The organism is Ectopseudomonas oleovorans, assembly GCF_029845265.1.
GTDB classification, from domain to species: Bacteria; Pseudomonadota; Gammaproteobacteria; order Pseudomonadales; family Pseudomonadaceae; genus Aquipseudomonas; species Aquipseudomonas oleovorans.
The window spans coordinates 55,429-82,084 of record NZ_JAOCLK010000016.1; the positions used below are offsets into that span (position 1 = coordinate 55,429).

General features: G+C 62.8%; 20 protein-coding genes and 4 pseudogenes. 11 read left to right on the forward strand and 13 right to left on the reverse strand.

What is annotated here, in order from left to right; all coding sequences use genetic code 11:
* The first annotated feature begins 297 nt into the window (after positions 1–297).
* Positions 298–1,146, forward strand: coding sequence for a universal stress protein (locus tag N5J71_RS10680; protein ID WP_003459594.1), 849 nt, complete (start codon positions 298–300; stop codon positions 1,144–1,146).
* Positions 1,147–1,225: 79 nt separating this feature from the next.
* On the opposite strand, the gene N5J71_RS10685 is transcribed toward N5J71_RS10680, so the two are convergent.
* Both N5J71_RS10685 and olsB read right to left on the reverse strand, forming a co-directional pair.
* On the reverse strand, positions 1,226–2,014 hold the full coding sequence (locus tag N5J71_RS10685; RefSeq protein ID WP_074859335.1) for a lysophospholipid acyltransferase family protein: 789 nt from the start codon (positions 2,012–2,014) through the stop codon (positions 1,226–1,228).
* Between the two features lie 151 nt (positions 2,015–2,165).
* Positions 2,166–2,897, reverse strand: a complete 732-nt coding sequence (olsB, locus tag N5J71_RS10690; protein ID WP_003459597.1) for an L-ornithine N(alpha)-acyltransferase — start codon at positions 2,895–2,897, stop codon at positions 2,166–2,168.
* A gap of 147 nt (positions 2,898–3,044) precedes the next feature.
* On the opposite strand from olsB, the gene N5J71_RS10695 reads away from it, so the two are divergent.
* The 6 genes from N5J71_RS10695 (at position 3,045) to N5J71_RS10720 (ending at position 8,165) form a co-directional block, all read left to right on the forward strand.
* Positions 3,045–3,935 (forward strand): acyl-CoA dehydrogenase family protein, encoded by an 891-nt coding sequence (locus tag N5J71_RS10695; RefSeq protein WP_074859332.1) that lies wholly within the window; start codon positions 3,045–3,047, stop codon positions 3,933–3,935.
* Between the two features lie 66 nt (positions 3,936–4,001).
* The gene (locus N5J71_RS10700; protein WP_003459601.1) at positions 4,002–4,787 is read left to right on the forward strand and encodes an oxygen-binding di-iron domain-containing protein; all 786 of its coding nucleotides are present in this window, start codon (positions 4,002–4,004) and stop codon (positions 4,785–4,787) included.
* An 83-nt stretch (positions 4,788–4,870) separates the two neighbouring features.
* Positions 4,871–5,989 (forward strand): serine hydrolase domain-containing protein, encoded by a 1,119-nt coding sequence (locus tag N5J71_RS10705; RefSeq protein WP_084341565.1) that lies wholly within the window; start codon positions 4,871–4,873, stop codon positions 5,987–5,989.
* Positions 5,986–6,306: an amidase gene (locus N5J71_RS10710; RefSeq protein WP_108235196.1), complete on the forward strand. Its 321-nt coding sequence runs from the start codon at positions 5,986–5,988 to the stop codon at positions 6,304–6,306. The genes N5J71_RS10705 and N5J71_RS10710 overlap by 4 nt, the downstream gene beginning before the upstream one ends.
* Before the next feature lie 129 nt (positions 6,307–6,435).
* Positions 6,436–7,008, forward strand: a complete 573-nt coding sequence (locus N5J71_RS10715; protein ID WP_074859324.1) for a YceI family protein — start codon at positions 6,436–6,438, stop codon at positions 7,006–7,008.
* Positions 7,009–7,010: 2 nt separating this feature from the next.
* A complete protein-coding gene (locus N5J71_RS10720) occupies positions 7,011–8,165 on the forward strand; it encodes a phospholipase D-like domain-containing protein (RefSeq protein ID WP_244185620.1) in 1,155 nt (384 codons plus the stop codon).
* A gap of 39 nt (positions 8,166–8,204) precedes the next feature.
* Here N5J71_RS10720 and N5J71_RS10725 read toward each other — a convergent pair.
* The 4 genes and pseudogenes from N5J71_RS10725 to N5J71_RS10740 form a co-directional block, all read right to left on the reverse strand.
* A pseudogene (locus tag N5J71_RS10725) lies at positions 8,205–9,548 on the reverse strand (short-chain fatty acid transporter).
* Positions 9,549–9,738: 190 nt separating this feature from the next.
* Entirely contained in the window at positions 9,739–10,920 is a 1,182-nt protein-coding gene (locus tag N5J71_RS10730) for an acetyl-CoA C-acetyltransferase (protein ID WP_279916842.1), read from the reverse strand.
* Positions 10,921–11,068: 148 nt separating this feature from the next.
* Positions 11,069–11,725, reverse strand: coding sequence for a CoA transferase subunit B (locus N5J71_RS10735; protein WP_074859311.1), 657 nt, complete (start codon positions 11,723–11,725; stop codon positions 11,069–11,071).
* Positions 11,726–11,737: 12 nt separating this feature from the next.
* Positions 11,738–12,436, reverse strand: coding sequence for a CoA transferase subunit A (locus tag N5J71_RS10740; protein ID WP_074859308.1), 699 nt, complete (start codon positions 12,434–12,436; stop codon positions 11,738–11,740).
* A 106-nt stretch (positions 12,437–12,542) separates the two neighbouring features.
* Here N5J71_RS10740 and N5J71_RS10745 point away from each other — a divergent pair, with 106 nt between their 5' ends.
* Positions 12,543–13,427: a LysR family transcriptional regulator gene (locus N5J71_RS10745; protein WP_003459617.1), complete on the forward strand. Its 885-nt coding sequence runs from the start codon at positions 12,543–12,545 to the stop codon at positions 13,425–13,427.
* Between the two features lie 53 nt (positions 13,428–13,480).
* Here the strand turns inward: N5J71_RS10745 and N5J71_RS10750 are convergent, their stop codons facing one another.
* From N5J71_RS10750 to N5J71_RS10760, 3 genes and pseudogenes are all read right to left on the reverse strand, one after another.
* Positions 13,481–14,074 carry a nucleotidyltransferase family protein gene (locus N5J71_RS10750; RefSeq protein WP_108235203.1) on the reverse strand — a complete coding sequence of 198 codons (594 nt, stop codon included), beginning with the start codon at positions 14,072–14,074 and terminating at the stop codon, positions 13,481–13,483.
* 2 nt (positions 14,075–14,076) lie between these two features.
* A complete protein-coding gene (locus tag N5J71_RS10755) occupies positions 14,077–16,275 on the reverse strand; it encodes an OsmC domain/YcaO domain-containing protein (protein WP_279916843.1) in 2,199 nt (732 codons plus the stop codon).
* 129 nt (positions 16,276–16,404) lie between these two features.
* A pseudogene (locus tag N5J71_RS10760) lies at positions 16,405–16,848 on the reverse strand (LysR substrate-binding domain-containing protein); the annotation flags it as partial.
* Here N5J71_RS10760 and N5J71_RS10765 point away from each other — a divergent pair.
* Positions 16,765–17,175: pseudogene (locus tag N5J71_RS10765) on the forward strand (ATP-binding protein); the annotation flags it as partial. The pseudogenes N5J71_RS10760 and N5J71_RS10765 sit on opposite strands and share 84 nt — an antisense overlap.
* A gap of 296 nt (positions 17,176–17,471) precedes the next feature.
* On the opposite strand, the gene N5J71_RS10770 reads toward N5J71_RS10765, so the two are convergent.
* Genes N5J71_RS10770 through N5J71_RS10785 form a run of 4 tightly spaced genes read right to left on the reverse strand, consistent with a single transcriptional unit; the run spans position 17,472 to position 24,147 of the window.
* A complete protein-coding gene (locus tag N5J71_RS10770; protein WP_003459627.1) occupies positions 17,472–18,635 on the reverse strand; it encodes a Wadjet anti-phage system protein JetD domain-containing protein in 1,164 nt (387 codons plus the stop codon).
* On the reverse strand, positions 18,622–21,996 hold the full coding sequence (locus N5J71_RS10775; RefSeq protein WP_074859299.1) for an ATP-binding protein: 3,375 nt from the start codon (positions 21,994–21,996) through the stop codon (positions 18,622–18,624). The genes N5J71_RS10770 and N5J71_RS10775 overlap by 14 nt, the downstream gene beginning before the upstream one ends.
* Positions 21,993–22,700: a DUF4194 domain-containing protein gene (locus tag N5J71_RS10780; protein ID WP_003459631.1), complete on the reverse strand. Its 708-nt coding sequence runs from the start codon at positions 22,698–22,700 to the stop codon at positions 21,993–21,995. Before N5J71_RS10780 ends, N5J71_RS10775 begins: the two co-directional genes overlap by 4 nt.
* A complete protein-coding gene (locus N5J71_RS10785) occupies positions 22,687–24,147 on the reverse strand; it encodes a DUF3375 domain-containing protein (protein WP_074859337.1) in 1,461 nt (486 codons plus the stop codon). Before N5J71_RS10785 ends, N5J71_RS10780 begins: the two co-directional genes overlap by 14 nt.
* A gap of 157 nt (positions 24,148–24,304) precedes the next feature.
* Between N5J71_RS10785 and N5J71_RS10790 the strand changes: the two genes are divergently transcribed.
* Together N5J71_RS10790 and N5J71_RS10795 are read left to right on the forward strand one after the other, a co-directional pair.
* A complete protein-coding gene (locus N5J71_RS10790) occupies positions 24,305–25,219 on the forward strand; it encodes a WYL domain-containing protein (RefSeq protein ID WP_003459634.1) in 915 nt (304 codons plus the stop codon).
* Between the two features lie 203 nt (positions 25,220–25,422).
* Positions 25,423–26,460 (forward strand): annotated as a pseudogene (locus N5J71_RS10795) (IS630 family transposase).
* Positions 26,461–26,656 lie beyond the last annotated feature (196 nt).

Sequence of the window (26,656 nt, forward strand, 5' to 3'; positions counted from 1 at the left end):
CGTGCGGCGGGACGGCGAGTGTTGCGGGTTACCCTAAGTGCGCGTTAACGCACAGGAGCTGACCTGCATCAAGGACTGGGGCGTCGGCAGGCGTTTGAATGTAACGCGGTGTTAGGTTCTGTACGAAAAGTGCCTGTGCTTGGTGAAAATGGGGCCGGAATGCTCATCTACAGCTCGTAAACCCGAGTGCGAGCCCAGTCCGGATCTTATCCGTTTTTATGGGGGCGCCATCGGTATCGCCTGATCTTCGCACGGCGACTTTTCGTACAGACCCTGGAATGCAATGGAGGAAACGAGATGATCAAGATTCTGGTAGCAACCGATCTGTCCGAGCGTTCGGCGCATGCGGTGCAGCGTGCCGTGCAACTGATTCGTCGTCAGGGTGGCGGAGAATGGGGTCTGTTGCATGTGATCGATGATGAGGCCCCTGCCGCCTATGTGCAGCGCCAGGTACAGCAGGCCGAGAGTCTCTTGCAGACCCAGGCCGAACGCCTGGGGGAGCAGGCCGGCAGTGTGCCGCGTGTGATTGTCGGCACGGGCGAAGCGGCCGCGGTGATCGTCGAGAGTGCGCAGGGCATGGGCGCCGATCTGCTGGTGGTGGGGGCGCATCGCAAGTCGACGCTGCGTGACTTCTTTGTCGGCACCACGCTCGAGCGCGTCGTACGCAGCAGTCATCTGCCGGTGCTGCGGGTCAACGGCCCGGTCACCCACGAGTACCGGCATGCCTTGCTGGCGATGGATCTGTCGCGTACCTCGCTGCAGGCATTGAGCCGGGCGCGCGACTTGGGCCTGGTGAGCCTGGATGAACTGCATGTGGCCAGTGCCGTCGAGCCTTTAGCCGCCGGCGCGATCATGGAGCCCGGGATCAGTGCCGAGGTGCTGGAAAACCAGCGCCAACTGCTGCGCCAGCAACTGCAGGAACGCCTGGCGGCGGTCGGCGCGTGCCTGAATGACGAGCGCCTGCTGGTGCAGATCGGCTCACCGGAAGGGGTGATCGGCGAGGCGCTACGCCAGAGTGGCGCGGACCTGCTGGTACTCGGTACCCATGCCCGTGAAGGGGTTTCGCGCTTCTTCCTCGGCAGCGTCGCCAGTCGCCTGCTGGCCTCGCTCGACAGCGACGCGCTGATCGTACCGCCGGCTGACTGAGCGGCTACGACCTGTAGCCCAATGAACTCCGGGGCACCCTTGGCAAAGCCCCCGGATTGCATCCGGGTTACGCGGTGGATCAGGCGGCTTCGGCTTCGGCTTCGGTCGGCAGCGTGACCGGCGTTTCCAGTTGCAGGGCGCTGGCGATCATGGCCTGGCTGTGCCGGGCCAGTTCGTTACGGCTGCGTGAGGCGCTGGGAATCGGCGCGAGCAGGTGTATCTCCACCTCGCAGGCCGGCTGCGAGAGCAGGCGCAGCAGGTGCGAGAGCATGTCGTCATCGCCGACGAAGGGCGCTACCGGACACGGTTGGCCATCGCGCAAATAACGGATGGCCACAGGTTGCAGCGCCACGCCGCTGTCGATGGCGCTGCTCAGCAGACGGCCATGGAAGGTACGCAGGGCCAGGCCGTCGGTGGTGGTGCCTTCGGGAAATATCAGCAGGTGATGACCCTGCTGCAGATGGCGAGTGAGCTGCTGGCCGACCTGGCTGCTGTCGCCCGCACCGCGGCGGATGAACTGCGTACCACCCTTGTGTGCCAGCCAGCCGGCGACCGGCCAGTCGCGCACCTCCGCCTTGGACAGGAAGGACAGCGGCTGCAGAGCGCCCAACAGCGGAATGTCGGTCCATGACACATGGTTGCTGACCCACAGCATCGGTTGCGTCGGCAGCTCGCCCTCGACCCGCACGCGAAACGGCAGGGCGCCACCCAGGCGTGCCAGGAACCCGCGGGTCAGACGTTGGCGCAGCGGCATCAGGTCATGCCGAACCACCCGCTCGAACAGGCTGACGATGCCGGCCAGCAGGGCGCCAAAGGCGATTACCAGGGCCAGATGAAAGAGGCGCAGGGACAGACGCAGTTTGGCCATTGAGGCCTCCGCTTGAGGACGAGTGGCGGCATTATCCATTGATAGAGTCGTTTGGCGATGCTTGGGGGCATGCTGATGTGTAGGAGCGAGCTCTGCTCATGAATGCTGGACACTCTCGTTCGCGAGCAGAGCTCGCTCCTACAGCCGGGTGTCAGACTGCCGCCTTGAAGTGCCGGGCATAGCGCGGGCACAGCTCGTCGCGCTTGAGCAGGATGAACACGTCGGCCACCTGGAAGTCGCGATCCCAGCAGGGCTCGCCGCAGATCTTCGCGCCCAGGCGCATGTAGGCCTTGAGCAGCGGTGGCATCTCGGCGATGACGTTGCCCGGCAGATCCAGCTGTGGCAGCGGGTGCTTGGGCTCGGCGCGCAGGTGCTCGGTGCACAGGTAGCGTTCGCGCAGGCGCTGCATGATGGCCTGGGCCTGGATGCCGCCGTCCTGCATGGAGATGCTGGCGCAGCCCATCAGGTAGCGGTAGCCGCCTTCGTTGAGCACCTCGGCCAGTTCGCCCCAGAGCACGGCGATGGTGGCGCCGTTGCGGTAGGTGACATCGACGCAGGTGCGGCCGATTTCCAGTACCGGGCCTTCCAGTCTGGCCAGGCCGTGCAAGGCGAATTCCTCTTCGCTGTAGTAGCGGCCGAGACCGGCGGCGGCCTGGTGATCGAGCAGGCGAGTGGTGGCGACCAGTTCACCGCTGTTGAGATCACGCACGCCGATATGGCTGCAGTGGATGTCGTAGTCGTCCATGTCCAGACCCAGTTCGGCGCCGTTGAGCTTGGCATCGAATTCCGCGCTGAACACGCGGTAGCGCAAGGCCTGGGCTTCACGCAGGGCGGCGGGGCCTTGCAGGCGTTCGGCCTGCAGACGGCGAGCGGTTTGAGTCATGCCAGATCCTCCGTGTGCCGGCTGAATGCTTGCAGCCGGTCGATCTTGTTGGGCAAGCTCAGGCTAGGTAGCTGTGGTGTCACCACCGTGACGCTTTTTTGATGCTTATATGACGGCGCTCGAAGCGCTGCTGCGAGGAGGCCCGTGATGCCCTGGTCGAGTCTGTTTCAGTCTGTCGAGCGCCTGTCTGCCGAGCAGGGCCTGGAGGACTGGTACGCCCGTCTGCTGACCCGCCTGGGGGATACGCCGCAACCCTTCGAGCTGGCACTGGTGGGCGGCCTGCTGGCGGCCACGCCGGGGTTGGCGTTTCTCGCCGGCTATCAGGCGGCGTTGCGCATGCTGTGGCCGGCGGCGCCCTGGACGGCAGGCGCGCTGTGCGTGACGGAGAACCGCAGCACCCGCCCGGCGGACATGAACACACGTATCGACGGCCTGCAGATCACGGGGCGCAAGGATTTCGTCACCGCTGCCGAATGTGCCGACTGGCTGCTGGTGGCGGCGCGCGAGGAGGACGAGGGGCAGGCGCCGCGTCTGGCTCTGGGCGTGGTACGCCAGGGCGCGCCAGGTGTGCGTATCGAGCCGCTGCCGGCCCTGCCGTTGATGCCGGATATCGGCCATGCGCGACTGCACCTGGAACAGGCCCACGGCGAGCGCCTGGCCGGCGACGGCTGGGGCGACTACGTCAAACCCTTCCGCACCCTGGAAGACGTGCATGTACTTACCGCTGTTGTCGCCTGGCAGTTTGGCGTGGGGCGCGATTGTGCCTGGCCTGAAACGCTGCTATTGCGCCTGCAAGCGCTGCTGGCCGGTTGTGCCGAGGTCGCGCGGCAGGCGCCCGATGCGCCCACCACCCATCTGCTGCTGGCCGGGTTGTTCGCCGAGCAGCAGGCGTTGGCCGTTGAACTGAAGGTGGCCTTTGCCGGCGGGCCTGTGCACTGGGCCGAGCTGTGGCAGCGCGACAAGGGCTTGCTGCGCATCGCCGAGGCGGCACGCAGCAAGCGCCTGGAGAAAGCGCGGCGGATTGTCGCCGGCCGTTGACCCATATCAGTACCCATTGTTGCTTGCGCGCCTAAGCTTGCCTCGCGTTTCTTCTACGAGGTTTCCATGCGCCGCGAGCCCATCGTGCTGTTCGATAACGGCAGCCACCAATGCCTGATGTTCGATGACCTGGTCAGCGGCGAGGGCGTGCAATCCAACCAGTTCCTGATCACCGACAACGAACAGTATCTGCTGCTCGACCCGGGCGGTGACCTGACCTATACGCCGCTGTCGCTGGAACTGTCCAAGCATATTCCGGTGCAGGATCTGACCTACATCTTCGCCTCGCACCAGGACCCGGACATCATCGCCTCGCTGGACAAGTGGCTGCTGCACACCCGCGCGCGGGTAATCTGCTCCAAGCTTTGGGCGCGTTTTTTGCCGCACCTGACGGCCAATTACCTGGCGTTGAGCCGTGGCATCAATACCTATGACCGCATCATCGCGCTGCCCGATCGTGGCCAGAGCATCCCGTTGGGCAAATGCACGCTCAAGGCCGTGCCGGCGCACTTTCTTCACTCGGTGGGCAACTTCCAGGTCTATGACCCGGTGAGCAAGATTCTGTTCTCCGGTGACATGGGCGCCTCGCTGGTCGATGATGCCTCGCCGGTGCGCGACTTCGTCAACCACGTACCGAACATGGAAGGTTTCCATCGCCGTTATATGGCCGGCAACAAGGCCTGTCGCCTGTGGGCGGCGATGGTGCGGCAGATGGATGTGGAAATGATTGTGCCGCAGCACGGCCGGCCCTTCGTCGGCCCGGAAATGATCAGCGCCTTCCTCTACTGGATCGAGAACCTGGAATGCGGTCTCGACCTGATGGGGCCGGAGGATTACCAACTGCCCAAATGAAGGTGAGAGATGGCGTTTTCGTCGCTTCAAGCCGTCATCATGGCCATGCTAGGGTGCGCCACGATTTCTGATCGAGGCCGTCCATGTCCATCTCCTTGCTTCGTCGACTGAGCCTGGCGCTCGGTTTCAGCCTGGCTGCCAGCAATGCCTTGGCGGAAAACTGGCCGCAACCCGACTGGCAGAGCCAACCCCGTATCGAGAGCCCCGCGCTGGCCGAGCTCGAACAGTACGCCTTCCCGAAGCGCGATGACGTCGAGCGTACGGGCGTGCGCACCGATGCGCTGCTGGTGATCCGCGACGGGCAGATCGTTTACGAGCGCTACGCCGAACCGACCACGGCGCGGACCGCGCACCTGACCTGGTCGATGGCCAAGAGCCTGCTCGCCACCACCCTCGGCGTCGCTTACGCCGAGGGGCGCTTCAAGCTCGATGCACCGGCCGCGCAGTACTACCCGGCGATGGCCGAGCACCCGCAGATCAAGATCGGTCACTTGCTCAACTGGGCCTCGGGCCTGGCCTGGGAAGAGGACTACGAGTACGCGCCGCTGAAATCCTCGGTAGTGGCCATGCTCTACACCCGCGGCCGCGCCGACATGGCGGCCTTCACCGCTGCGCATGCGGCGGACGCTGCGCCGGGCACGCGCTTTCGTTATTCCAGTGGCGACAGCAACGTGCTGGCTGCCGCGTTGCGCGGCATGGTCGGCGAGCAGGTTTACGCCGACTATCCCTGGACAGCGCTGTTCGAGCCGCTGGGCATTACCAGCGCGACCTGGGAGCGCGACGCCAGCGGCACCTTCGTTGCGTCGTCCTATGCCTACCTGAGCGCGCGCGACCTGGCCCGTGTCGGCCTGCTGATGCAGCGCGGCGGTCGCTGGGGCGAGCGCCAGTTGCTGCCGGCTGCCTGGGTCGATTTCGTCTCCACGCCTTTCGCTGGCTACCAGCCGCAGTTGGCCAAGTCGGGGGATGCCGTGCCAGGCGGGCATTGGTGGCTCAACGCCGAACTGCCAGGCAGCACGCGGCCCTGGCCGGATGCACCGGCCGATACCATCGCCGCGCTCGGGCATTGGGGGCAGGGGCTGTACGTGATGCCACAAGAAAACCTGCTGGTGGTGCGTTACGCCGATGACCGTGACGGCAGCTTCCAGCACAACGACCTGCTCAAACGCGTGCGTGCGGCCTTCGCCGCGGAGGTGCAGCCATGATCCGTCGCCATCCGATCCGCAGCGCGCTGGTGCTGCTGTTGGTTCTGCTGCTGGCCTGGGCCTGGCCTAATCGCGCCCATCTGGCCGCCTTCCCCGACATCATCGGCGCCTACACGGCCAAGGAGTACTGCTCCTGCCGCTACGTCAGCGGCAACCCGGCGGCCTACTGTGAAGGCTATGTGAAGCAGTACGTGCCGATCAGCAGCCTGCTGGATGACGAAAGCGCCAAGCGTGTGACCGCCAGCGGCCTTGGCCGCAACCACAGCGCTGTCTGGCTGGGTGAGCGGCAGGGCTGCCAGTTGCTGCCGAGCAAGTAGGGCGGGTGAAACCCGCCACCTCGGCAGCGGCGGGTTGCACCCGCCCTACGGTTCTGTGCGCGCCGGGCTTTGCAAGGCTCGCGCAGGCGACTATCGTTGCCGCTTGGTCATGCCGTTTTTCGAGTTCTCATGCGCCGTTCGCTTCTCGCCCTGTTGCTTGCCGCTGCCTTGCCCGTCCACGCCGACTGGTACCTGGACAACGAGTCTTCGCGGCTGTCGTTCATCTCCACCCATTCCGGCAGTCAGTCGGAGGTGCATCGCTTTCTCACCCTGCACGGGCAGATCGCCGCCGACGGTCGCGCGCGCCTGCGCGTGGATCTTGACTCGCTGAGCACCGGTGTCCCTCTGCGTGACGAGCGCCTGCGCACCATGTTGTTCGACACTTCACGTCTGCCCGAGGCGCGCATCAGTGCCCAGGTCAACCTGCCGCAACTCACCGACCTGGCACCCGGGGCACAGCTGGAACTGCGACTACCGCTGCAACTGACCCTCAACGAGCGCACGCGTGAGCTGCACAGCGAACTGCTGGTAACGCGGCTGGATGATCACCGCTTCCAGGTGGTGACCCTGGCTCCGCTGGTGTTGCATGCCGAAGACTTCGCCCTGGCCAGTGGCGTCGAGGCGCTGCGCAAGGTCGCTGACCTGCCTGCCATCAGCCTGTCGGTGCCGGTGGGCGCCGTGCTGATCTTCACGGCGCGGTGAGCGTGCACAAGCGCGGCCGCATCTTTCCCTGGCGGGGTGGCAATCGCTTCGAATTGCTGCTGGACGGGCCGGTGTTTTTCCCACGCATGCTGGCGGCCATCGAGGGCGCGCTGCAGCAGGTGGAAATCGAGCTTTACCTGATCGAGGACGGCCGCTGCAGTGAGCGCCTGGTCGATACCCTGTGCCGGGCGGCCGAGCGCGGCGTGGCGGTGCGCGGCCTGTTCGATGCCTATGGCGCGGCGGGGCTGGGAGTCGCGCTGCGTGAACGCATGCAGGCCGCGGGCGTGCAACTGCGCTGGTACAACCCGGTGCGTTGGCGGCGTGGCATCCGCAACTTTCACCGCGACCACCGCAAGCTGCTGCTGGTGGATCAGCGCCTTGCTTACGTCGGCGGCACTGGTTCTACCGACGAGTTCTGGCTGCCAGACGAGCCCCGCAGCCCCTGGCACGAAGTCATGGTGGAAATGGAAGGGCCGCTGGTGGGCGACTGGCAGCAGTTGTTCGAGCAACTCTGGCTGGCGCGCTTTTCCTGGCGCCCGAGCCATCAGCCGGCCGCGCTGAGCCTGCCCGAATGCCCGCCAGCAGGGATTGGCCTGGGGCGTGTGGCCTATGCTGACGCGGCGCAGCACCGCGACATCCTGCTGTCGCTGCTACGTGCCTTGCGCGGGGCCAAGCAGCGGGTCTGGCTGGCCACACCGTACTTCCTGCCTACCTGGAAAATACGCCGTGCCCTGCGCCGCGCAGCGGCCCGTGGCGTCGAAGTACGCCTGTTGCTGGCCGGGCGCCACACTGACCATCCTCCAGTACGTTTTGCTGGCCAGCGCTACTACCCCAAGTTGCTCAGGGCTGGAGTGCGGATCTTCGAATACCAGCCGCGTTTTCTGCACCTGAAGATGGTGCTGGTGGACGACTGGGTCAGCGTCGGCTCGTGCAACTTCGACCACTGGAACCTGCGCTTCAACCTCGACGCCAACGTCGAGGCGCTGGATCCGGATTTCACCCGGGCAGTGACGGCCAGCTTCATCGAGGACTTCGGCGTCAGCCGCGAGATCACCCTCGATGATTGGCACCAGCGCCCCTGGTGGCGCCGTGCGCAACAGCGCCTGTGGGGTTGGCTGGATCGGCTGGCGGTGAATCTGCTCGATCGCTGGCGTTGAGACAGGCTCGCTCGGAACGCTGAGCGGGCCTGATGGCTTTTAGCCGAGGAAGTAGAACGCGCCGCTGATGACGATGCCCGAGTACAGCAGCATGATCAGGCAGTAGCCCATGATGTCGCGCGCGCCGAGGCCGACGATACCCAGCAGCGGCAGTGCCCAGAACGGCTGGATCATGTTGGTCCAGGCGTCGCCCCAGGCAATCGCCATGGCGGTAACGGTGGTCGACACACCCAGCGCCTCGGCAGCCGGCAGCATGATCGGCCCTTGCACGGCCCACTGGCCACCACCGGACGGCACGAACACGTTGACCACGCCAGCGCTGAGGAAGGCCAGCAGCGGGAAGGTGTCGGCCGAGGACCAGGAGATGAACGCTTCGGTGATCTGCCGGCCGAGGGAAATACCGTCGGCGTTGGCGCCCATCATCATGCCCATGATCCCGGCATAGAAGGGGAACAGCAGGACGATGCCGCCGATGCCGCGCACGCTCTCGTCCACCGCGCGCATGTAGCGCTCCGGGGTGCCGTGCATCAGCAGGCCGCTGAACAGGAAGATGGCGATGACCACGTCCAGGCCAAGCACGAAGCCCTTGGTGGCGAAGTGGTTGAACAGGTAGATACCGGCCATGGCCACCAGTGCCAGACCGAGGATGCGGCTGTCGTCCAGGCGCTGCGCCGGGGTTTCACGGGCCGGCAGTTCGGCGCGCGCTTCCACCAGTTTGGCCGGGTCGGCGACCTTGGCGCCCTGACGCGGGTGCATGGCGCGGTTGAGCAAGGGCAGGCCGATCATCAGTAGCGCGACGATGGTCAGGTTGAGGGTGCTGAACAGGGTTTCGGTGATGCTTACCGGGTCGGTCAGCACGCCTGCGGTGATGCGCGCCAGATCCGGTCCGCCGGTGGCCATGGACAGCGGAATCGAGCCGGCCAGGCCGCCGTGCCAGACCAGGAAGCCCGAGTAGGCCGAGGCCACCAGCAGCGGGTAATCGACGCCATCGACCTTGCGTGCCAGGGCGCGGGCGAACACCGCGCCGATTACCAGGCCGAAGCCCCAGTTGACCCAGCAACCGACCAGCGCCACCAGGGTGACCATGATGATCGCCTGACCGGGTGTGCGTGCCAGGCCGGCCAGGCGGTCGAGTTGGCGATTGATGATCGGTGCGCTGGCCAGAGCGTGGCCGGTGACGAAGATCAGCGACATCTGCATGGCGAAGCCGAGCAGCGTCCAGAAACCGCTGCTCCAGTGCTGCACCATGGCCGGTAGCGATTGGCCGGTGGAGAAAATACCAGCCAGTAGGACTCCCAGGGTCAGGAGTGCAGAGAACACGAACGGTTAGGGCAGGTACTTCTGTACCAGGCTCACGCTCATGCGGCTGAGGGTATTGAACATGGGGTGATGCCTCTCTCTTATGCTTGTGTAAGGGCTTTACCAGGCATTCAGGGTTGGCTATGCCTGAGGGTTGCAGTGGATATAACAACGCTCGGCCGGGGCCGAACGGTTGGTTGTGTTGCTCCGTAGGGCGGGTGCAACCCGCCGGTTCCGATAGTGGCGGGTTGCACCCGCCCTACGGTTTCGCGCTTTACTCGCGCTCGATGGCCAGGGCCACGCCCTGGCCGCCACCGATGCACAGCGTGGCAAGGCCTTTCTTGGCATCGCGGCGGATCATCTCGTGCAACAGGCTGACCAGCACGCGGCAGCCCGAGGCGCCGATGGGGTGGCCGAGGGCGATGGCGCCGCCGTTGACGTTGACCTTGTCGGCATCCCACCCCAGCTCCTGGCCGACCGACAGCGCCTGGGCGGCGAAGGCTTCATTGGCTTCGATCAGATCCAGGTCAGCCAGGCTCCAGCCAGCTTTTTCCAGGCAACGACGGGTGGCCGAGACCGGGCCGATGCCCATGATCGCCGGGTCGACGCCGGCATTGGCGTAGCCGGCAATCTTCGCCAGCACCGGCAGGCCCAGCGCCTGTGCCTTGGCCGCGCTCATCAGCAGCACGGCGGCGGCGCCGTCGTTGAGGCTGGAGGCGTTGCCGGCGGTGACGCTGCCGTCTTTCTTGAACGCCGGCTTGAGCTTGGCCAGGGATTCGGCGGTGGTGCCGGCACGCGGCTGCTCGTCACGGGCGAAGGCGATGGGGTCGCCCTTGCGCTGCGCGATCAGCACCGGAGTGATCTCGGCATCGAAGCGTCCGGCTTCGATGGCCGCCACGGCTTTCTGCTGCGACGCAGCGGCGAAGGCATCCTGGGCTTCACGGCTGATGCCGTACTTTTCCACCAGGTTCTCGGCGGTGATGCCCATGTGGTAGTCGTTGAAAGCGTCCCACAGGCCGTCGACGATCATGCTGTCGAGCATCTGTGCATGGCCCATGCGCAGGCCGGTGCGGGCTTTCGGCAGCACGTAGGGCGACAGGCTCATATTCTCCATGCCACCAGCGATGATCACCTCGGCGTCGCCACAGCGAATGGCCTGGGCCGCCAGGTGCAGGGCTTTGAGGCCCGAGCCACAGACTTTGTTCAGGGTCATGGCCGGCACGGCATGGGGCAGGCCGGCGCGGATAACGGCCTGACGTGCGGGGTTCTGACCAGAACCTGCAGTGAGTACTTGGCCGAGGATGACTTCATCGACCTGGGCGGCGTCGAGGCCGGTTTGTTCCAGCAGGCGCTTGATGACGATGGCGCCGAGTTCCGGCGCGGGAATATCGGCCAGGCTGCCCTGGAAGCTGCCGATGGCGGTGCGGGTGGCGGCGACGATGACGACGTCTTGCATGGGATGACTCCTCTCGGCTGATGGGCCGCGTATTGTGGGAGGGGCTTTAGCCGCGACGAGAAAGTCTCGCCGCTAAAGCGCCTCCCACAATGTAGAAAAACGCCTCGAAGACGCCGTGCGTGGTGGCGCCTTCGAGACGGTAGACAACCTAGAACTGCATTTCCGGGACGTGCTCGGGGACGATCAGCTTGCCGGCGGTCTTGGCGACGATTTCCTCGACGCTCACGCCCGGTGCGCGTTCGCGCAGGATGAAGGCGCCGTTCTCGATCTCCAGGTAGGCCAGGTCGGTCAGTACCCTGCGAATGCAACCGCTGCCGGTCAGTGGCAGGCTGCAACGCTCGAGCAGCTTGGATTCGCCGTCCTTGGAGGCGTGGGTCATGGTGACGATGATGTTGTCGGCGCCGGCCACCAGATCCATGGCGCCGCCCATGCCCTTGACCAGCTTGCCGGGGATCATCCACGAGGCGATGTTGCCGTTAACGTCCACCTCGAAGGCGCCGAGCACGGTCAGGTCGACGTGGCCGCCACGGATCATGGCGAAGGATTGCGACGAGTCGAAGATCGCCGCGCCCTTGATTGCGGTGACGGTCTGTTTGCCGGCGTTGATCATGTCGGCGTCCACTTCCTCTTCGGTGGGGAAGGCGCCCATGCCGAGCAGGCCGTTCTCCGACTGCAGCATCACGGCCATGCCCTCGGGCACATAGTTGGCCACCAGAGTCGGGATGCCGATGCCGAGGTTGACGTAGAAGCCGTCCTGCAACTCGCGGGCGACGCGCTGGGCCATTTGTTCACGGGTCAGTGCCATGCTGGTCTCTCCTCAGGCGCGCAGGGTGCGTTTTTCGATGCGTTTCTCGAAGCTGCCGCAGATCAGCCGGTCGACGTAGATGCCGGGGGTGTGAATCTGCGTCGGGTCGAGTTCACCGGGCTCGACGATCTCTTCGACCTCGACCACGGTGATGCGCCCGGCGGTGGCGACCACCGGGTTGAAGTTCTGCGCGGTGTGGCGGTAGACCACGTTACCGAAGTGGTCGGCCTTCCAGCCTTTGACGATGGCGAAGTCGCCGGTGATGGCCGGTTCGAGGATGTAGTGGCGGCCATTGATCTCGCGCGCTTCCTTGCCTTCGGCGACCGGGGTGCCGTAGCCGGTGGCGGTGAAGAACGCGGGGATGCCGGCGCCGCCAGCGCGCAGCTTCTCGGCCAGGGTGCCTTGTGGGGTCAGTTCGACTTCCAGCTCGCCGGAGAGCAGTTGCTGCTCGAACAGGGCGTTCTCGCCGACGTAGGAGGCGATCATCTTGCGGATCTGCCGGTCTTCCAGCAGCACGCCGAGGCCGAACCCGTCGACACCGCAGTTGTTGGACACCACGGTCAGGTCACGCACGCCGCGACGACGGATCTCGGCGATCAGGTTCTCGGGGATGCCACACAGGCCGAAACCGCCGGCCAGCACAGTCATACCGTCCTGCAGGCCGTCCAGGGCTTCTGCATAGCTGCCGACGCGTTTGTCGAGTCCGCTCATTAGAGGCTGCCTCTTTTGTTGTTATCTGGGGTGAGACCAAGCTTCTGCGCTATGGGCTTATTTGTTAAGTTTGTTTTTCCTCTTGATTGATCAGGTAAATAAATCAATGACCGTCAAGCAGCTACGCGCCTTTCTCGCCGTGGCGCAGAGCCTGAGCTTCGCCCAGGCCTGCGAGCGCCTGCATCTGTCGCAGCCAGCACTGAGCCTGGCGATCAAGAACCTGGAACAATCGCTCGGCGGCCAGTTGCTGGTGCGCACCACCCGCAGCGTGGCGCTGACGCCGGAGGGTGAGACGTTGTTGCCGATTGCCGTGCGCCTGCTGGCCGACTGGGACAACGCCGAGGATCTGCTGCGTCAGCACTTCACCCTGCAGATGGGCAAGGTGGCGGTAGCGGCCATGCCGTCGTTCGCCGGCAACCGTTTGCCGGCGGCGCTGCGCGCGTTTCGCGATGCCTACCCGCGGGTCAACGTGGCGGTGCACGACGTGATCAACGAACAGGTGATGGAGATGGTGCGCGACGGTCGCGTCGAGCTGGGCATCGCCTTCGAACCAACGACACTGGATGGCTTGCAGTTTACCCCCCTGTACGAGGACCGTTTCGTCGCCGTGGTGCCTGTCGCCAGCGAGTTGGCCGAACAGTCCGCGCTGACCTGGGCACAGCTGCTGGAACAACCCTTTATCACCCTGCAACGGCCCTCGGCGGTGCGTTTGCTACTGGAAGACAGCGTGACCGCCAGCCACGGCAAGCTACCGGTGGCGTTCGAGAGTCATCAGTTGGTCACGGTCGGGCGCATGGTCGCCGAAGGCCTCGGCGTCAGCGCCGTGCCGCAGCTGTGCCGGCAGCAGATGGAAGAACTGGGTGCGCGCTGCCTGCCGCTGAGCGAGCCGCAGGTGTCGCGTCGTGTCGGCCTGCTGCACCAGGCCGGACATCAGCTGTCCAGCGCGGCGCAGGCGTTGAGCGAGGTGCTGCTGCATCAGGTCGGGCAGTAGGGCGGGTGAAACCCGCCGCCTGCGTTGTGGCGGGTTGCACCCGCCCTACGAGCCTAGAGCTGAATCAGGTCTGCCGGGGTGTCGATGTCCTGCAGTACGCCAGGATCGTTCAGCTCGACGATGCGCACAGCCTCGGGGTGCTGCTGCAGCACCGGCTTGGCGCCAGCATCGCCGCTCAGCGTCGCGAGCTGCGGCCAGAAAGCGCGGCCGAACAGCACCGGATGGCCGCGTTTGCCCTGGTAGCTGGGCAGTACGATGGTGTTCGCGATGGCGTGAGCGAACAGGGTTTCCAGGCTGTCACGGCGAATCGCAGGCATATCGGCGAGAAAGATCGCCACGGCGTCAGCGCTCGATTCGGCCAGTAGTCGCTCGGCACCTGCCGCCAGGCTGTGGCCCATGCCCTGCGCGGTGGCCGGGTTCTGCACGATACGCACACCCGTCGGCAGATCCAGCTCTGCCGGCGCTTCGTCTGGGCGTAACACCAGCCAGACCTCTTCCAGCATCGAGCAGGGCAGTGCCAGGCTGGCGCTGAGCAACGAGCGTCCGTCGCCAAGTTGCAGGCGGCGCTTGTCGGCACCGAAGCGGCGGCTGTAGCCGGCCGCCAGCATCAGCGCTGCGACCTTGTGGGCTGGGCGCTCGCTGACCATGTTCAGCCGGCCAGCCCGGCTGCTTTGGCGCGCGCAGCGTGCAGTTTCTTGTAGCTGTCGATCAGGCGCAGGTGCTTGTCCAGGCCTTCCAGTTTCATGCTGGTCGGTGTCAGGCCATGGAAGCGCACGCTGCCGTCCACCGAGCCGATCACCGCGTCCATGCGCTCGTTGCCGAACATACGGCGTAGGTTGTGCTCGTAGTTGGCCAGTTCCAGCTCGTCGTCCAACTGGATCTCCAGCACAGCGTTGACCGCCTGGTAGAACAGGCCGCGCTCGACGGTGTTGTCGTTGTACTGCAGGAAGGCCTCGACCAGCTCCTTGGCATCGTCGTATTTCTTCAGCGCCAGGTTGATCAGCAGCTTCAGCTCGAGGATGGTCAGCTGGCCCCACACCGTGTTGTCGTCGAACTCCACGCCGATCAGCGTGGTGATGTCGGTGTAGTCGTCGACTTCGGCGTTGTTCAGGTTGCGCAGCAGCGACTTGAGTTCGCGGTCGCTCAGGGCGTGCAGGTTGAGGATGTCCTTGCGGAACAGCAGCGCCTTGTTGGTGTTGTCCCAGATCAGGTCCTCGACCGGGTAGATCTCCGAGTAGCCGGGCACCAGGATGCGGCAGGCGTTGGCGCCGAGGTCGTCATAGGTGGCTACGTAGACCTCCTTGCCCATGTCCTCGAGGATGCCGAACAGGGTCGCGGCTTCCTGTTCGTTGGAGTCGCTGCCTTCGCCGGAGAAATCCCACTCGACGAATTCGAAGTCCGGTGTGGCGCCGAAGAAGCGCCAGGAGACCACGCCGCTGGAGTCGATGAAGTGCTCGACGAAGTTGTTCGGCTCGGTCAGTGCCAGGCTGTCGAAGGTCGGCTGCGGCAGGTCGTTGAGGCCCTCGAAGCTGCGGCCCTGGAGCAGCTCGGTGAGGCTGCGCCCCAGCGCCACTTCCAGGCTCGGGTGGGCGCCGAACGAGGCGAACACGCCGCCGGTGCGCGGGTTCATCAGGGTCACGCACATCACCGGGAATTCACCACCGAGCGATGCATCCTTCACCAGTACCGGGAAGCCTTGTTCTTCCAGGCCCCGGATGCCGGCGACGATGCCCGGGTACTTGGCCAGCACGTCCTGCGGCACGTCCGGCAGGCACAGCTCGCCTTCGAGGATTTCGCGTTTCACCGCCCGCTCGAATATCTCCGACAGGCACTGCACCTGAGCCTCGGCCAGGGTGTTGCCAGCGCTCATGCCGTTGGACAGGTACAGGTTCTCGATCAGGTTGGACGGGAAATACACCGTCTCGCCATCGCTGCGGCGCACAAAGGGCAGCGAGCAGATGCCGCGTGCGGTGTTGCCCGAGTTGGTGTCGAACAGGTGCGAGCCGCGCAGTTCGCCATCCGGGTTGTAGATGGCCAGGCAGTGCTCGTCGAGGATTTCCTTGGGCAGCGCATCCTTAGGCCCCGGCTTGAACCAGCGCTCGTTGGGGTAGTGGACGAATTCGGCAGCGGCGATGTCCTCGCCCCAGAACTGGTCGTTGTAGAAGAAGTTGCAGTTCAGCCGCTCGATGAACTCGCCCAGGGCCGAGGCCAGGGCGCTTTCCTTGGTCGAACCCTTGCCGTTGGTGAAGCACAGGTTCGACTGCGCGTCGCGGATATGCAGCGACCAGACGTTGGGCACGATATTGCGCCAGGAGGCGATCTCGATCTTCATCCCCAGCTCGGCGAGGATGCCCGACATGTTGGCGATGGTCTGCTCCAGCGGCAGGTCCTTGCCCGGGATGTAGGTGGTGGTGTCACTCACCGGCATCAGCAGCGCCTGGGCATCGGCGTCGAGGTTGTCCACTTCCTCGATGATGAACTCGGGGCCCTGCTGTACCACCTTCTTCACGGTGCAGCGGTCGATGGAGCGCAGGATGCCCTGGCGATCCTTTTCGGAGATGTCCGCCGGCAGCTCGACCTGGATCTTGAAGATCTGCGCGTAGCGGTTCTCCGGGTCGACGATGTTGTTCTGCGACAGGCGAATGTTCTCGGTGGGAATGTCGCGCGTCTGACAGTACAGCTTGACGAAGTACGCCGCGCACAGCGCCGAGGAGGCCAGGAAATAGTCGAACGGCCCCGGCGCCGAGCCGTCGCCCTTGTAGCGAATCGGCTGATCGGCAATCACCGTGAAGTCATCGAACTTGGCTTCGAGGCGAAGGTTGTCGAGAAAGTTGACCTTGATTTCCATGGGGCAATACCAGCGAGCGAAACAAAATGGCCGCCATTATCCGGGTTTTCGGCGGCCTGTCTTGCTCGCTGGTTGCGGATGAAAGCGCGTCGGACCGGCGGCGAGTGCGACGGTGGCCCGAGCGATGCCTCAGCTGTCGACTTCGGCGGGATTGCTGGTGCCAATGGAGGTGTAGCTCGGCCATTGCCGCAGCAGGGTTTCGACGAACTGTTCGGCTGCCGGCGACAGCGAAGAGCCGCGGCGGCGCACCAGACCCAGGGTACGGCTGATCACCGGATCGACCAGCGGCCGGCTGACCAGAATCGGATGATCCTCGGCCGGCATCGCCAAGCTGGGGAGGGCGGCGATGCCCAGGCCGGCCTCGACCATGCCGAGTGATGTCGACAGATGCTGCACCTCGTAGAACCAGCTTGGGCGCCAGTCGAGATGGGCCAGGCCGTGATCGAGCAGCACGCGGTTGCCACTGAGACGGCCGACGCCAATCAGGCGATAGTCGCTGAGCTCGCGCCAGGCCGCCTCCGAGCGTTTGGCCAGGGGATGATCGCGCCGGCAGGCGAGCACGAAAGGCTCGTTGGCCTGCTGGTCGACCGCGAGCTGACCGACCGCGACGACAAGCGCCTGAGTAGCCGCCTGCGCCAGGCCCGGCTCAAGCACAACGCCTGCATCGAAGACATCGACTACCGCAGCCCGCGCGGGCTGGATAAGGCGCTGATCCTGCAACTGAGCAGTGGCCAGTGGCTGCGCGACGGTCTCAACCTGATCATCGGCGGCCCCACCGGTGTCGGTAAAACCTGGCTGGCCTGTACCCTGGCCCACCAGGCCTGCCGGGCCGGCTACCGCGTGCGCTATCTGCGCCTGCTGCGGACATCCGCCACTTGCACTGCAGCCATCGGGTTCGGCGTGCTGCTCGGTTGCGCAACTTGGCTTCACGCCGTTTCGGCCCTTCGTAGTCGCCGCTCATCTTCTCGGCGCAGACGCACCCGACGTCGAAGCTCTCGTCCAGATCGGGATGCTCCATGATGTGGACGTAGCGGATCTTCTCGTTGCCGCACATTTGGCAGGTCGCTTAGTCGGTCTCGTCTGCTGACTCGCCGTCGGCCCTCAGATCGACCACGTCAACGCAGTGCCATCCCTTGTGGGGCACACCCGGCTGGTCCCATCGATTTCCACTCACGACTGACTTCCCTGATCCTGGATCATCGAATACTTGCCTGTATGGCATTCCACGCCACATCCCAGCGTATCCGCTCCTGCTCGAGGCGGACTTGTTGGTCCCAGACATTTCCTTTAATCGACTGGTAGAGCTTTTGTTCGGTATTGGTGAGTAGTGGGAGCTCTGTGGAAGAGTGCTGGTCTTTCTCTTCGACCCATAAATCGCGATGACTCATCAGCGTAAACTCGTCCATAAGCACAGACTTCAGGCTTGGGATGTATGTTCTGGCTCGATTAAGAATGGCAAAGCCGTGCGTATCAATGTCACCCCAGTAGATACATTGCGCCTGTTGTAGCCATGGAAGCTGTCCCAAAACGTCAACCGCGTAACCCAGTCGCATGATCACAACCGCCCCTGGCAGATCATCAAAGGCCAGGCCAGTTTGAAGGTTCTCAACAACGAAGACACTCTTTGGTCGTATACCAATTCTCGCGACCTCATCACAAGGCGCAGAGATATCGCCAAGACCGCCAAAATGGGCCCTTAGATCCGGGTCTAGAACGCGCATGCGCATTAACTGCGGCTGTGCCCTCAAGCCGCAGCGCCAGAAGAAGTCGCGCTCTCCTGTTGGGTCACCCTGGAGCGTTGCAATCAAGTCAGAGATGATGCCCTTTCTAGAATCCAGCCATTTGCTGTCGGCACCGGCAACCGGAATTTGTCGTGGGTAGAGATTCGATTTCGGATTGCGACTGATCCAATCCAGCATCTCTGCCAGTCGACGGAAATCGGCATCGCTGTAGTCAGCGAGGACATCAAAGTATCTCGGCAACTGCTGTGCAAGCACCGGCCAGCGAGCAGTGAGCGTCTGATACCGAGACAGGGAACGAACCCACCGTGCGGATGCACCGATCCACATGGCAACATCTTCAGGGCCTCGTAACGCCAGTTTCTCTGGCAGTCGCTGGACACCAAGCGCTTTCCACCGACGCTCACACCAGGACAGGGTGCCGACTCCTTGCCAGCCTTGCCATGCGCTCACCCAAGCGCGAACGCCGTCGACTTGCCTCAGCGCAGCCTGCTCCGTCGGTATGCCGAGGGGAACTTCCAATGGCCATTGGCCCTCGCCCGGATCACCGACCAACCACTCGCGGTGCTTGCTTTGAAAGCGACGGGCAAGAAACTGCCGAACATCTTCAGGAAGCTTCAACGCTAGCCTCCTCTCGTGCGTGCTCTGGCAGCTTCAACCGCTGACGATCACCGTCGTACTCGATGAGCAGGACGCCTGAGACGCGCCGATCGCTGATATCCACAAAGCAGGCGCCACCGATGAATGGCTCAAGGGTCATGACCGACTTTAGCGGCGTAGCGACCACCATCTGGAATCCGAAATTGGTAAAGATGTTCATCGCCAACGCGGTGAACTCGTTATCCGCCTTGTCGAAGGCTTCATCCAGCACGACGGGGGCATACATCGGCACGCCGTGGTCGTTCCCGCCCAGTTGATATCGCAGGGCTGCGGCCAAGCACGTGGTGGCTAGCTTCTGCCGTTGGCCGCCGGACTTGCCTGCTCCGCTGCGGTAGATCTCGACCTCGACACCGCTTTCGTCGATCTCCCGCCCGATGAATTCAACATGCTGTCGAACATCGAGCACAGTCTCACGCCAGCGTTTCTGCTCGGGGTCCTGACTGGCAAGTCGATCAACAAGTCGCCGCAAGGCCAGGAACCGCGCCTCGGCAAACTCGCGATCCTCCGTCCATGCGTGGCTCAGTGCCTGCTGGATCTCCCGCTTGAATTCCTTGACGTCGACAAGCTGCCGGTCACTGGCGTCGATGTGGAGATAGGTGCGTTGATTGGCGCTCTGGTTGAAGGGCACCTGGCCAAGACTGTCGTTGACCAGATCCATCCGCTCCAGGATCGCCTTACGCGCATCGTTCAGGTAGGTGGAAAGCGCCGCCAGATTCTGGTGACTTTGGTTCTGCAGCAATTCAAAGAATCGCTGCTCATAGGCGGGCAGCCCATCTGTCTCCAGCCGAACCAGTTTGGCGAAGAAGTCTGGCGCGCTGGCAAGGCTCGTGTCCATGTCGCCCGCGTCCATCGGCCATTGCCGTTTGAAGTCGGCAAAGCGTGCTTCTATTTCCTTCTCGCAGGCACCAATCCCACGGTTGACCTCTTCGATCTCCGCATTGAGTGCGCGTTCTACAGAAGTTGTCACCTTGTCGATGTTGTCGAGCCGGACTGCATCTGACTGCTTGGCGAAGCGCTCATCGAGACCCGAAACCTGATGGGACGTCAATGGAACGATAGACGCGTCCTGCAGGAGGGATTCCAGTTTCTGGGTGTTGGTCTTGATCTGGTCAACAATCGAGTCGTGCGCACGCGTTGCCTGCCGAAGATCTTTGTCAGCATCATCGACGAGTTTCTTTTGCTTCTCGATCTGCTCACTGATTTGCAGCAGGGTGGTGTTCCCCTCGCGCGCTTCGCGGATTTGCCGCTCAATGGTGGAGATGCGATCCAGCAATGGGAGCAGATCTATTTCTTGCCACTGGAGATTCACCAGAGTCTGGCACTGCATCGCTCGGGCCGCACGATTCTTGTCTTGCTCGGAGAGTTTGTCGATCTCCCCGGCGAGGCGCGCAACCGCGTCAGCCTGCTCCTGCGCCTGAGCTTGAAAGAGCCCTAGCTTCTCCCGGTTATCAAATCCGAGCACCCAGTTTCGCCGGTCGCCGACACTTCTGCGGTCGTCTTTCTCATGCCGAGTTTTGCTGTGCTTGACCTGACCCTCGCGGGTAATGGCGCGATCTGCGCTCCTGAACGACTGAATGGAATCGACGCACGCGTAATCGAAGCGTTGCCGCAGCTCGGCCTGGAGCCAATCAGCGTAGCTCCCCTCCTTGACGTTCAGCTTGAGGACGAGCGAATTGGTCCCGATGGGCTTGGCCTGCCGCGTCTCCGGGCGGCCAGTCCGGTAATACACCAAGCGCTGCCCAAGGTGGGTGGTGTTGATGTGATTGGCCAATGCCGAATACTGGCGCTCGTCTACCAGGAGTGAGAGCGCAAACCCGTGCAGTACGCGCTCAATGGCCCCCTGCCATTCGACCTCGTCAGACTTCACCTCGACGAGTTCGCCAACAAAGGGAAGTGCCGACTCCGAGATCCCGATGGCGGCGGCGATGTTTCGACGCATTTCCAGCATGTCCGCCGGAATGTTCGATGGCTGGCGCTGGAGTGCCTGCACCTCTTTCAATGCTTGCGAAAACGCGGTCTCGGCATCCTTCTTTTCTCTGTCCAGGCGGAACTGCTCGGCGCGGCTATCGTTGCTGCGCTGCTCCCAGTTTTCGACCTCCTGCCGCGCGCTGCCCAACAGTTCCGCAAAGGCTTGAGGCGAATCCGGGAGACTCCAGCCCAGCTTCTTGCACGCATCTTCGGCCTGGGCGCGTTTGCGCAGACGATCCGTACGCTGGCCCTCCAGCCCCGATTTCTCGGTTTCCCATTGCTCGATCTGATCACCGCCTGCCTCACGGTGCTGTCGCTCCAGATCGCGCAAGATTGCGGCGTGGTTATCCAGCGTGCTTTGACGTCGCCCCACTTCACCTTCTGAGCCGTTGGCTTGCACCTCCAGGGATGCCACGTGCTCCTTGAGGAGATCAATGCGGCGGGTCTCCCGGTAGCCGTCCACGCCCAACCGAAGCTCATCCAAGCCATTGCGCTGCAGCATCAGCGAGTCCCTGCGCAGGTGCTGGTCCCGCGCTGGTGCGAGCGTTTGAACCTGCTCGCGAGCCGTGACGACTGACTGGTGGGCCGCATTGAGCTCGCCAAATTCACTGACCAAGCGATCCGCTACCTCGAAGGTCTCGGGCTTGTCGAGCATGAAGTCGCGCAGGAAGGTATTGAGGTCGCCGAGGTTTTTGGCCGACTGGGTTTTGTGCAGCAAACGTAGCGCCATTTCGCTCTCGATGCCGAGCAGACGGCAGAACCGTTCGCAATAGGGACGAAATTCGTCGCGGGCGAATGCCTCCGGGAAGGACTGCTTGAGCTTACGGATGTCGAAGTTGGATTGGCCGAAGTCCTCGAGCTCGCGCAGGTCAAAGGCCCGCTCCATGACAAGGTAGTGGCGTTTGACGTCGGTGCTGCCGTTCGCATTGCCCCGCAGCCAGAACACCTGAACCAACGCCACAGATTGGCCCAAGGCATTCTGGTAGGTCAGCGCCAAGGCTGACCAGGTCGTCCCCGCGCGCAGGTAGCGCGTTGCGATCTCTCCCGACTCCCCATCCTTCTGTTCAGCCCACGCACCACGTATGTAGGTGACGAGGTTCCGGTCTCGGCCACTGCGGTCTGCCTCACGCGCAGCAGCGTTGAAATCGATCCAGCGAGGTGGCGTCAGCAACGCCGAAAATGCATCGAGCAGCGTCGACTTCCCTGCGCCGGATCGACCCACAAACAGAAAGCCTCGCTCGCTGATTGGTACGTCGTGCAGGCCGGAGAAAGTACCCCAGTTGTAAACCTGCAGGCGGGTCATCCGGAACTGCTCGCGGGCAAACAAGGAGGCGGTTTGGGGTTCCGAGATCATTGGTCAGCCTCCTCATCAGCTTCAGTCTGAACCAGCTGCGCTGGCGTTTCTGCGGCAGCCATTCGCTGATACAGGTGCGTCAGCGCTTGTATTTCCTCTGCCGAGAAGAGGAGCTTCAGCGTCGGCGAAATCTCGAAGCGATCCTCACTCGAGCGAATTTTCTGAAGAATGCTGTGCTTCTTGATCTTCTCGATGGAGGCATGAACCCGTTTCACGAACCCTGCACGGTCGGTGTTGGCGGCGCGCTCATAGAGGGATAGAAACTCCGTGATCTCGTCTGTCGACACCACGGCACGATCCCCCTGCGAGTCCGCCTGGGTCAATCGCTGGCGAAGGTGGAGCAACAGAATGGAGTCAATGAACGTCAGTTGGGCGCGACGCAGCAGCAGGGGCACTTCAAGGTCGCCGGTATCTGCCTGACGCGTGAAGGCCACTTGCACATCCCGATCGATGACCAGTTCGAGAAACAGTTCGGCAAGACGCCGACGGATCACTGCTTCGTCTCGCGCCAAGATCGGCCAGAGTTTTGGATGCCGACGACCGTCGAGCGATGGCCCTGCCAACAGTTGTACTAATGCGCGTCGGGTATCCAGTGGCAACTCGCCGCTGTCACCCATGAAGAGGGTGTTGGTAGGTGCTTGAGCAGCATCTGGCGCTTGTGTTTCGGCTGGTATTGCCGATTCGTCGTTCTCAGACCAGTTCATTGGCCCGCTCCCTCAAAAAGAAGATCTTTGGAATTCGGGCGCTACGACGCTGCTCGTCGCCTCCAACCCAGCCTACGGTTTCACTGTGGTCGGCTTTGAACCCATGCCGACTGCCCAACGCCAGCAGGCCGACGACGCTGCCCAGCCCCTGTGCAGCGGGGAACTGCTCCAGCACGTCGGCAATGGATGCCTGGGAGCGTTGCTCCAGGACAGCCAGCACGTTGGCCTTCAGTGTTCGGAAGTCGATCTCGGACTGTGCGACCAGTTCGCTCACAGACTCAAGGTCGATTGGCGGCGCATCCCCTTCTGCCATCTGCCCGGGCAATGCTTGTAGGGATGGGTCGTGCAGCACCCATTGAGACAATGAGCGCAAACGACTGCTCGTTAGCTCAAGCGTGTACTGGAGGGTTTCTGTGGCCCTGACCTCGTTCTTCAGGGCCAGTGCTGCGCGCTGGGCGTCTTTCAGCAGGTGATTGAGTCGGCGTTGCTCGAGGTATTCACGACTCTGGACGAAGTGCTTCAGGCTGCGCGCGAAGGTCTGGAGCACCTCGTGAACCATGCCGCCCTGCTCAAGAAGGGTGCGCGTCAGCCGCAGAAGGAATCGTCGCTCCTTGGCTTCGAGCTGCCCCACGAACTCCCGCGACATAACGCTATCAAGCGCCTGATCAAGCGTGGCCGCTTGCTCTGGGTCCGTAAGCAATCGCCAGAAAGCGGAGAAAGTTCTTCCGGCGTCACTCTCTGAAATCAGGTCGATTCCGGCGAACAGCGAATCCAGCACATCCCCACGATTGCCATCGTTGTCCATGATGCGTTCACGAAGATCGCGATTAAGCTGGTCGAACTGATCTCGAACGCGGCGGAAATCACCGGCCAGATCGTCAGCCAGCGTGATGATCTCCCGCGTGCGCTCGAGCGCCGTCGTATGGGGCAGCACGCGCATCTGCCCCTTCTGGATGGCGTCAATCTCCTTGTCGATGCGGGCTTGCTCGGCCATGAGCCGGTCGATGCGGCGGAACTTGTCGGTGTCGGTGTCCTCGGCAAGTCTGGTCAAGGCCTCGATGACGAGCGTCAGGCGGCTTTCGGTGGCGGCGGAATGCGGCTGTGCCAGGCCAGAGACAAACCGGATGGCTTCGACGGCCGCCGTGGTGAGTTCATATTCCTCTTCGGAAGCGCCAGCCGGGAAGCGTCGCTCGAGGAACCCATCGGCGAGCCAGCTGGCGACATACGCCTGTGCCGTTTGGGGAAAGTCTTCGCCTTGGGCGCGCAGCTCTTCCAGATCCCTTGCGATGCGTTCGTGAAAAATGGAGGCAGGGAGGCTTCGCTCGCCCTCATACAGATGAGATTGAAGCAGGCCAATGACGGTAGGCCCGGTAGTCGAGGCAAGCAGACGCCACAGCGGCTGCGCCCGCATGCGTCGGTAGGTCGCGATGGCTTTGTCTGCTTTCACTCCCATGCTCCAAAGTGCGGGCATCGCCCGTCATGTAGTAATCAAAATGCAACGCATGCAAGAATCAAAAACATTGCATTGCCGCATTATAGAGCAGCTTATATACTTCGCGCAATAATCCGCACAAGCATTCGTTAACCCGATAGAGCACTCAGGAATGCCCAAAGACCAACTTGCAGAACTGACCCAGTCTCAGCGCGACCGGCTCGCCTTCATTGAGCTGCGTGTGCGCTTCGTGGGGGAGATCCGCCGGCAGGACTTGGTTGCGCGGTTTGGCATCCAGTCCGCAGCGGCAACTCGGGATTTAGCGCTTTATAAGGAGTTGTCTCCGGGCAACATCGAATATGACCCGAAAGGCAAGGCCTACGTCCTGGGGTCGGACTTCCGGCCCGTGTTCGACTATCCCCCGGAACGGGTGATGTCGTGGCTAACGCAAGGCTTTGGAGACGGCGAGCCGATGCGACTCAAGGTGTGGGTGGCCAGCGAGAGTCCGTCGCGGCTTACGCACCCAGATCTGGATGTGTTGGCAAGTGTGACTCGAGCGATTCACCAGGAATGCGCACTTGCTATCGACTATTACTCGATCTCAAGTGGCAAGTCCGAACGAGAGATTGTTCCCTTCGCATTGATCGACAACGGCCTGCGCTGGCATGTCCGCGCCTTCGACCGGAAGTCCCAGGAGTTCCGGGATTTCGTCATCACCCGGATCAAGAACCCTGTCGTGCTCAAGGGGCGGCCAGTTGCAGCCCATGAGATGAGCGATCAAGACATCCAGTGGACGCGGATCGTCGAACTGGAGTTGGTGCCGCACCCGGATCAGCCCCGGCCGGAGATCACCGAAATGGATTACGGCATGCGCGACGGCGTGCTGCGGATGAAGCTGCGCGCTGCCACGGCTGGATACATCCTGCGCAAATGGAGTGTCGACTGCTCTCCTGACCACAGCCTCCGCGGGCATGAGTACCGGCTTTGGCTGAGAGACCACCTTGCCATCTACGGCGTGCGCAATGCTGTGCTGGCCCCGGGATATGCGGCACCAGGTAGCTCTGGCGCGGGAGCTGCTAATGACTGATCAACAGATGCATCAGCCTACGCGGGTCGTGTTGGAAAAACCAACGAACAAAGAGAAATGAAATGAAGGAATCCTACCTATCCACCCTGCTGCAAATGAGGCCCCTCGTCGGCTTCCTCGGTGAGCGTGCTCAGTGCATCTGGTGGTCCGCGGCGCTCTATTAATATGGCAAATAAATAGGGCATATTGCATAATCTACCTCCATGAAAATAGATGCCCGCAAACTCAGCCCCCAAGAACAACGTGAAAAGCGCTCCACGGCCCTACGCATGCGTGAGCAGGGTTACACCTACAAGGCTATTGGCGAAGCGGTTGGTGTTCACCCCCGCACTATTGCTCACTGGGCGCAGGTCGCAGAACATAAAGGCGAAAAGGCTGCCATAGCCGGCGGCCAGCGTGGTGTGCGCCAGGGTGATCGCCGCAGTTTGAGCTCCAGCCAGGAAGTGCTGATTCGCACCTTGATGACCGATAAGATGCCCGAGCAACTCAAGCTCGGCTTTGCGCTCTGGACGCGTGATGCGGTGCGAGAACTGATCCGCCAGCGCTGTGGTTTTCTCATGCCGGTTCGAACGGTTGGTGAATACCTCAAGCGTTGGGGCTACACCCCGCAGCGACCGCTGCATCGGGCTTATCAGCAGAAACCTGAAGTGGTTCAGCACTGGCTGGATAATGAATATCCACGCATCGCACAGCGGGCCAAGGCTGAGAATGGTGAGATTCAGTGGGGCGACGAAACCGGTATGCGCAGTGACAGCCATGCTGGCCGCAGCTACGCCCCTATTGGCGAAACGCCGGAGCGCCTGGTCAGCGGCAGTCGTTTTTCCACCAACATGATTTCCACCGTGACCAATCGGGGCAAACTGCGCTTCATGCTGTATCGGGAAACGCTGACAGCCCCAGCGCTGATTCGCTTCCTGAGTCGCCTGATTCGCGATGCTCAGGGCCGCAAGGTGTTCCTGATTCTCGACAACCTGCGCGTACACCACAGCAAAAAGGTGAGTGCCTGGGTCGGCGACCGCAAAGAGCAAATCGAACTGTTCTTCTTGCCGGCCTATGCCCCGGAGTTGAACCCTGACCGAGTATCTGAATTGTGATTTGAAACATCAGGTTCGTACGGGCTTGCCGGCGTGTAATCAGGACGAACTGGAAAGGCGTGTTCGCTCGGTCATGAGACGATTGCAATTACACCCTGAAAGATCCGTTCTTATTTCCGGCATCCACGTATCGCCTACGCAGCATGATTTGGGGTATTTGATTGCCGGGTTAATAGCTTTTCGATCCCGTCGCCAGCGCGGTTGCATTCACATATTCAGGCTGTTCTTGAAATCTACCGCCTTGGTCGTTCTGCAGTCCGCGCAGGCGGCTGAACCAGCCAAGCCGCTGCAGCCAGCGGCCAACAATGCCAGAATGCCTGCCTGATTCCCGGCTAGCCATTCC